Here is an 875-nt window from a genome sequence, read left to right as displayed (position 1 = left end):
ACCTGACGTTGAGGAGCGGTGAAGGACGAGTACGGCCTTCACGATGTCGGTGATGCGGGTCGTGCTGCAGCGGAGCTTGCACAGGAGGCGCCGGCCCTTCAGGACGGCCATGGCCTGCTCGCCGACGCAGCGGATCTTGGTGTGGGTGGTGTTGTGGCGCCGCTGTCATCGCTTGAGGCGGCGGCCCCGGAACGGGACGCGGACCGGGTGCCCGGCGCCCTGATATGCCTTGTCCGCCCAGCATTTCAGTCCGCCGGCAGCGAGTGCGTCGATGATGCCGTGGGGGCGGGCGGCCGTCAGATCGTGGGTCGAGCCGGGCAGGGCGGGCGAGCGCCCACAGCGGGCGGCCGAACGGATCAGTCAGGACCTGCACGTTCATGCTGTGGCGTTTGTGTTTGCCGGAGTGGTACGGGGTGTCGGCGGCGATCCGGTCGATCGGCAGCAGCGTGCCGTCCAGGATCACGCATGCTTTCGTCCGGGCCGTCTTCATCGCCTCGGCCAGGTCCGGCGCGAGGGCGGCCAGGACGTCGACGGCCTCGCGTATGTAGCGGTAGACGGTGGCGATCCCGATACCGAATCCGGCGGCGAGCTGAGCACAGGTGTCACCGCAGCGCAGATGGGCCAGCGCGAGCAGGGCCTGCCGTCCGGCCGCCCGCCGTCGCCACCGCGTGCCGATCTCACCCCGCCGAACGGTGAGTTGCTCGGTCAGGTAGCGCAGAGTGCGGCTGGACAGGTTGATCGCTGACGGGTAGACAAGCACACGAAACTCCTGGCAGCACGGTTGATCTTGGTCGTGAAACCGTCTACCAGGAGCTTCGCTGTTTCACTGGGTCGTCCAACTCGTGGGCAGCCGCCTCAGGTGGGAAACGGCTCAC

At 68.0% G+C, this 875-nt stretch carries 1 pseudogene; it reads right to left on the bottom strand.

What is annotated here, in order from left to right:
• Positions 1-760 (bottom strand): annotated as a pseudogene (locus tag ACX28W_RS43965) (transposase family protein); the annotation flags it as partial.
• Positions 761-875 lie beyond the last annotated feature (115 nt).

It is taken from the genome of Streptomyces sp. SD15 (genome assembly GCF_054462255.1).
The sequence above is the reverse complement of the archived record's forward strand: the minus strand, read 5'-3'. Positions and strand labels throughout refer to the sequence as shown.